Consider the following 717-nt stretch of genomic DNA (forward strand, 5'->3'; position numbering starts at 1 on the left):
CCGATCCGGACGCGGTGTGCTGATCCTGACCGCCGTCAACGCGGCCACACTGCTCATCACCGTGCTGGTCGCCGGAGCCTGGTCTGACCGCCTCGGCAACCGGCGCGTCTTCGTCACCTGGTCCGGCGTCATCATGGCGCTGGCCGGCTTCCTGCTGGCCGGCTGGCACTCCTGGACCGGTGTGATCGTGGCCGCGTTGATTCTCGGTGTCGGGTTCGGCGCGTTCACCTCGGTGGACTTCGCCCTCATGACCCAGGTGCTGCCGACCGATCTGGACCGCGGCAAGGACCTCGGCGTGATCAACATCGCCAACTCCATGCCGCAGGTCCTCGCCCCGGCGATCGCCGCACCCATCGTCGCCCACGCCGGCGGATACCCCACGCTCTACGTGGCATCCTCGTTGTTCGCCCTGGCCGGAGCCGCCCTGGTCTACCGAATCAAATCCGTACGCTGAGGGGGTCGGTCAGCCAGCGAGTTCTTCGTCCGACCGGCCATCGGCAGGACCCGTCGGCGCCGCAGGTGTGACCTGACGCGCCTGACCTCGTCGATGGACGGGGCCAGTCAGCCAGCGAATTCTTCGTCCGACCGGCCATCAACAGACCCGTCGGCGCCGCAGGTGTGACCTGACGCGCCTGACCTCGTCGATGACGGGGCCAGTCAGCCAGCGAATTCTTCGTCCGACCGGCCATCAACAGACCCGTCGGCGCCGCAGGTGTG

The 717-nt window shown here is 68.1% G+C and carries 1 protein-coding gene; it reads left to right on the forward strand.

Annotated features, from left to right (window positions below; translation table 11 throughout):
* A partial coding sequence (locus DMB66_RS60660) for an MFS transporter (protein ID WP_125812744.1) occupies positions 1-454 on the forward strand: 454 nt, incomplete at its 5' end.
* Between the last annotated feature and the right edge of the window lie 263 nt (positions 455-717).

This window comes from Actinoplanes sp. ATCC 53533 (genome assembly GCF_003947245.1).